5 protein-coding genes (1 of these 5 running past the window's edge) are annotated in these 5,000 nt (G+C 65.3%); all 5 read right to left on the bottom strand.

Features of this window, described 5'->3' with window-relative positions:
- Positions 1–395, bottom strand: the start of a protein-coding gene (locus C2U70_RS18410; RefSeq protein WP_140979849.1) for a TRAP transporter substrate-binding protein. The gene continues 697 nt to the left of window position 1, outside the view; only the first 395 of its 1,092 coding nucleotides appear in the window; its start codon is at positions 393–395; the stop codon falls past the left edge of the window.
- A 343-nt stretch (positions 396–738) separates the two neighbouring features.
- Positions 739–2,049 (bottom strand): NAD(P)H-dependent oxidoreductase, encoded by a 1,311-nt coding sequence (locus tag C2U70_RS18405; RefSeq protein ID WP_140979848.1) that lies wholly within the window; start codon positions 2,047–2,049, stop codon positions 739–741.
- Between the two features lie 171 nt (positions 2,050–2,220).
- On the bottom strand, positions 2,221–3,021 hold the full coding sequence (locus C2U70_RS18400) for a phytanoyl-CoA dioxygenase family protein (protein ID WP_140979847.1): 801 nt from the start codon (positions 3,019–3,021) through the stop codon (positions 2,221–2,223).
- A 139-nt stretch (positions 3,022–3,160) separates the two neighbouring features.
- Positions 3,161–3,835, bottom strand: a complete 675-nt coding sequence (locus C2U70_RS18395) for a GntR family transcriptional regulator (RefSeq protein WP_140979846.1) — start codon at positions 3,833–3,835, stop codon at positions 3,161–3,163.
- A 186-nt stretch (positions 3,836–4,021) separates the two neighbouring features.
- Positions 4,022–4,891, bottom strand: a complete 870-nt coding sequence (locus tag C2U70_RS18390; protein WP_140979845.1) for a sigma-70 family RNA polymerase sigma factor — start codon at positions 4,889–4,891, stop codon at positions 4,022–4,024.
- Between the last annotated feature and the right edge of the window lie 109 nt (positions 4,892–5,000).

The following is a 5,000-nucleotide window of genomic DNA, read 5'->3' as shown; positions in this document are numbered from 1 at the left end:
CCGCCGCCGAAGTGCAGCCAGGAGATGTGTGCGCGCGTGTTGAGGCCGAACGGCAGCGACGTGCCGAAGGTGAAGGCGGGGTTCTTGCCCCAGTAGTAGTACAGCGCGGTGTTGCCCATCTCGACCGTGCCGTTCGACACGGCATCGAGCACCTGAAGGCCGGGGACGATTTCGCCGGCTGCAAAAGGCTGGATCTGGAACTTGTTGTCGGTGACGTCGGCGACGCGCTTGCAGAAATATTCGCAACCGCCATAGAGCGTATCCAGCGCCTTCGGCCAACTTGCGGCCAGCCGCCATTTGATCTCTGGATTCGTTTGTGCAATCGCCGGCGCGGCAACAGCAGCAGTCGCAGCCAGGCCTCCGCCCGTCACCTTCAGGAAATCACGACGCTTCATGCGTATCCCTCCATATATTTTGCCGACGTCTCGACAAGGGGGACGATCTTGGTGTCGTCTTTTCGTCGCCGAGTGATCGACGTTGTTTGTTTAAGCGTTTCCCGTGGGCTCTTGTGAGCCCTTGTTGTTGGAATTCCGAGTTCTACGGTTCCGCGCGCAGGATGGCCCGGCGTCCCCGGATAATCAAGCGGTTAGCTCCAATCGCAAGTGCGAAGGAGACGTCCGATCGTTCTGACCAAAGTCTAACGCCGCGGGCTTGAGGACGGTACCCACTCTGCTCGTTCAATGGGCAATCGGGCCTGTCGACACCGCCGTCTTGCGGCACTTCGGCGCGGGCGCCGGATCAGGACCGCGCGAACGCCGCCTCCATCGCCTTGCGCGTCCTGATGGTGTCGTTGTTCGGATCGAACGCGACGTCGCTCCAGCGCACGATCTCGCCATGCGCGACGTCGTGTTTCAGCTTGAGACGATGCGCAAGCCCGATCGGCAGTGCGCCGGCCCTGAGACTGTCCGCCGCCGGTACCAGCTTGCCCCACACCGTGTAGCCGCCTTCGCCGTCGAGCATCTCGCCCGCGCGCAGGTCGCGTTTGGCAACGGACGCAACGTCGCCGCGAAAATCGCGAGCCTGGCCGGTGGCCTCGCCCCGCAGCGCCGCCGAGAGCACCGAGACGTTCAGCTCGAGCCCGATCAGGTGATAGGGCTTGTACATCGCGGCAAACCGTCCGCTGGCATCGGTCTTCAGACCGTATTGTTTGAAGCAGTCGGCCGCATAATCGTTCGGCGCCTCCAGCACGACATAGACGCCCCAGCGCAAATCGCGGAACACCGGCCGGCCGTCGCGCTCGAGCGAGGACACCACTTCGACCACGCCGGACCGCTCCAGAACGCCGCCTCTGTCGCACGGGCGCATGATGTGCGGCAGGTCGTCGACACCGCAGGGCGGAAACAACAGGCCCTTGGAGGGAACGTCGAGATTGCAGGCATTCGCGATCGCGGCCATCTCGATCGCCGATTTGGTGCCGTCGAGGAAGGAGTTGAACATCTGCGGGTTCATGCCGGCCGACTGCGCCTCGCCGGCGGTGAGGCCGTAATGCTGCCAGACGCCGTCGGGTGTCACATCGTGATAGGCTGGCAGATACTTCGTGCCCTTGCCGGCCGCCACGACGCGAAAACCGGTGGCACGCGCCCAGTCGACCATCTCTGCGGTGAGCGCGGGCTGATCGCCATAGGCGAGTGAGTAGACCACGCCGGCCTTGCGCGCCTCGTCGGCGAGCAGGGGGCCTGCGAGCACGTCGGCTTCGACATTCACCATCACGATGTGCTTGCCGGCTGCGATCGCGGCGCGGGCGTGGCGGATGCCGACGGCCGGATTGCCGGTCGCCTCCACCACGACGTCCATCGCACCACCGGCAATCGCCCGCACGCCATCATCGGTGAAGGTGGTTTTGGCGATGCGCTCGGCGTCCCAGCCGACGGTGCGGCAGGCCTCGCGCGCACGATCGCGGTCGATGTCGATGATGATGGGCACCTCCAGCCCCGGCACATGCGGTACCTGCGACAAGAACATCGAGCCGAACTTGCCGGCGCCGATCAGCGCCACGCGCACCGGCTTGCCGGCGCTGCGGCGGGCCTGGAGGAGGGAGAAGAGGTTCATGTGGGAATGTCCTGCGCAACTATTACAGCTTGTCATTCCGGGGCGCGACGAAGTCGCGAGCCCGGAATCCATCGGGCCGCAGAGCCTGCGGGTAAATGGATTCCGGGCTCGACGCTCCCGGGCTCGCGCTTCGCGCGTTCCCGTCGCGTCGCCCCGGAATGACGGTGTGTCCTACTCCGCCGCCTGCCGCGGCGCACGTGCGAGCCGCAGCAGCGCGTCGTCGTCGACCGTCTTGATCGGTGCAAAGTCGCGGTGCGCGATGTAATCCGGGCGCGTCGGGGTGCGGATGTAGTTCGAGACCGCGTTCAGCGTCAGGTACACGATCTTCCGCGGGTAGGGCGTGATGTTGCCGCTGGAGCCATGCACGAGGTTGCCGTGGAACATCAGCATGCCGCCGGGCTTTCCTGTGGGCGCGACGATGCCGCCCTGCTTGACCAGCCGCGTCACGGTTTCCTCGTCCAGTGTCCACAGCGGATATGACGTCGTCGACAGATCGTGCGAGGCCTGCAGATCGCCGGCGTTCTGGCTGCGCGGCACCAGCATCAAGGGGCCGTTGATTGGCATCACCTCGTCGAGGAAAATCGCGATGTTCATGGCGCGCGGTTCGGGCATGCCATCGTCGCGCTTCCAGGTGCCGTAGTCCTGGTGCCATTGCCAGACGTCGCCGGTGAAGGCCGACTTTGCGTTGATCTTGAACTGGTGCATGTAGACCGGCTCGCCAAACACCTGCTCGACCGGCTCGATCATGCGCGGATGGGCGCCGAGCACGCCAAAAGCCTCGTTGTAGAGATGCGCGGCAAAGGCGGTGCGCGGCGCGCCGCTCTTCTCGCGCCAGACCTCGGGCCGGTTGGCGTCGTAGATCGCGATCGCCTCGCGGGCGAGGAGATCGACTTCCTCCTGGCTGAACAACTCGGGAAGGAATAGCCAGCCCTCGCGGTGGAAGAACTCCAATTGTGCCTCGGTCAGTTTCATGGTCGCATCCTCCTTGGTTTTTCTTGTCATTCCGGGGCACGCGAAGCGTGAACCCGGAATCCATTTATCCGCAGTCCTTGTCGCTCGATGGATTCCGGGTCTGGTCCTTCGGACCATCCCGGAATGACGGCGTTTGCGGTTACGCCGCCTCTTCCGTCGCCCTCAATCGCTCCTCAGTCATTCGTCCCGCCGTCTGCGCATGCGCGAGTGCGGTAAGTTCGGCCGCCGCTGCTTCGCCCGCAAGAATGTGCCCCGCGATCGTCGCATGCTCGCCCCAGGCGCTGTCGCGATAGTCGAGCTCGGACAGCACGGTCGCCATCGAGCGGCGCATATGCGGCCATTGCGGTGCGATGGTTGCTTCGATCACGGGATTGCCGGCGAGCTGGTAGATCGCGCGATGAAAATCGACGTCGAGTGCGATCAGCTCGTTGAGTGGCGTCTTGCGGGTAATGCGGTGGCCGGCGCGCAGCGCCGCTTCGAGCCGCGCGCGGCCGGCGGCGTCGCTCTTCGCGCGTTCTGCGGCAAGCCGCGCCGCGAGCCCATCGATCGCGCCGCGCACCTCGTAGAGCTGACGGATGCGCGCGGGATCGAGCTGCGTCACTTCAAAGCCGCGCTTGCCGCTCTCGGCGACGAGGCCCTGCCGATGCAGAAGATGCAGCGCATGCGACACCGGCTGGCGCGATACGCCGAGCTTGTCGGCGAGCTCGTTCTGCGTGATGCGCTGTCCGGGCTGCAATGTGCGATCGGTGATCGCCTCCAGGATGCGCGCATAGACCTGGTCGATCAGATTGGGCAGCGGGTCGAGCGGGATCACCGGCGGCTCCTAGGGAATACGGAATTCCGTATGCGAAGCTATGCTTAAGCCGGGGAGACGTCAATCAGACCCGTAAGCCACTGGAATTGTTGATATTATGCCATGACCGAGCTTGTCACGTCCTTGACGCGGCAACGCGTGGGTGCCCGGGACAAGCTCGGCTGGACGGCCAGGGGAAACAGTGCCCTACCGCTTCAGCACATCCACCTCGAACGCCCCGAGCCGCTCCGCATCGGCCACCGCTTCGATCTCGACGATCCGGTCGCCCTTGAACGTGACACGCAGCGCGATGCGCAGGCGTCCGCCAAAGATGACGGCGACGCCGAGCTCGCCATCGACCAGCGCCGGCTGTGCGGCCTGCGCGCGGCCCTTGAAGGCCTGTGCCACTGCATTGGCGCCGCGGGTCTCCGCGAGTGAGCCGAGCCGCACCGCGGCCTGGTCGGCGCGCATGACGACGTCGGGGTCGAGCACGGCAAGCAGGCCTTCGAAATCTCCCTCGCGTGAGGCGGCGAGAAACGCATCGACGATCTTCCGCTCGCGGCTGAAATCCGCCTGCGGCTGTGGTGCGCCCTGCACACGGCGCCGTGCGCGGCTGGCCAACTGCCGCGACGCCTCCACCGTCCGGCCGACGATCGGCGCGATCTCCTCGAAGGGCACGGCAAACATGTCGTGCAGCACGAAGGCGAGGCGTTCGGCCGGCTGCAGCGTCTCCAGCACAACGAGCAGCGCGGCGCCGACCGAATCGGCCATCTCGGCCTCGCTTTCGCGCGCGTCATCCGCGGGCTCGGGCACCTGCGGACCAAGTGGATCCTCGCGGCGTGTCTTGCGCGACCGCAGCATGTCCAGGCAAATGCGCGCGACCACGGTGGTCAGCCAGCCCCGCAAATTCGCGATGTCGCTGGTGTCGTAGCGGCTGACCCTGAGCCAGGTCTCCTGCACGGCATCGTCGACCTCGCCGCGAGAGCCCAGCATCCGGTAGGCAACGCCGCGCAGATGATCCCGGTTGGCCTCGAACTGCCGGGCCAAAAAATTGTCGTCGAAATTATTTGGGGTCATCGGTCACGTTCCCTGTTTGCCGTCCGTCATGGCTATGACGAAGCGAATCCGGCCGATGTGACAGAGATGGCGCCGGAACCGTCGAAAATCAGCCGGCAGGCCTGCCGGC

The organism is Bradyrhizobium guangdongense (assembly GCF_006483445.1).
Classification (GTDB): Bacteria; Pseudomonadota; Alphaproteobacteria; order Rhizobiales; family Xanthobacteraceae; genus Bradyrhizobium; species Bradyrhizobium guangdongense_A.
The sequence above is the reverse complement of the archived record's forward strand: the minus strand, read 5'-3'. Positions and strand labels throughout refer to the sequence as shown.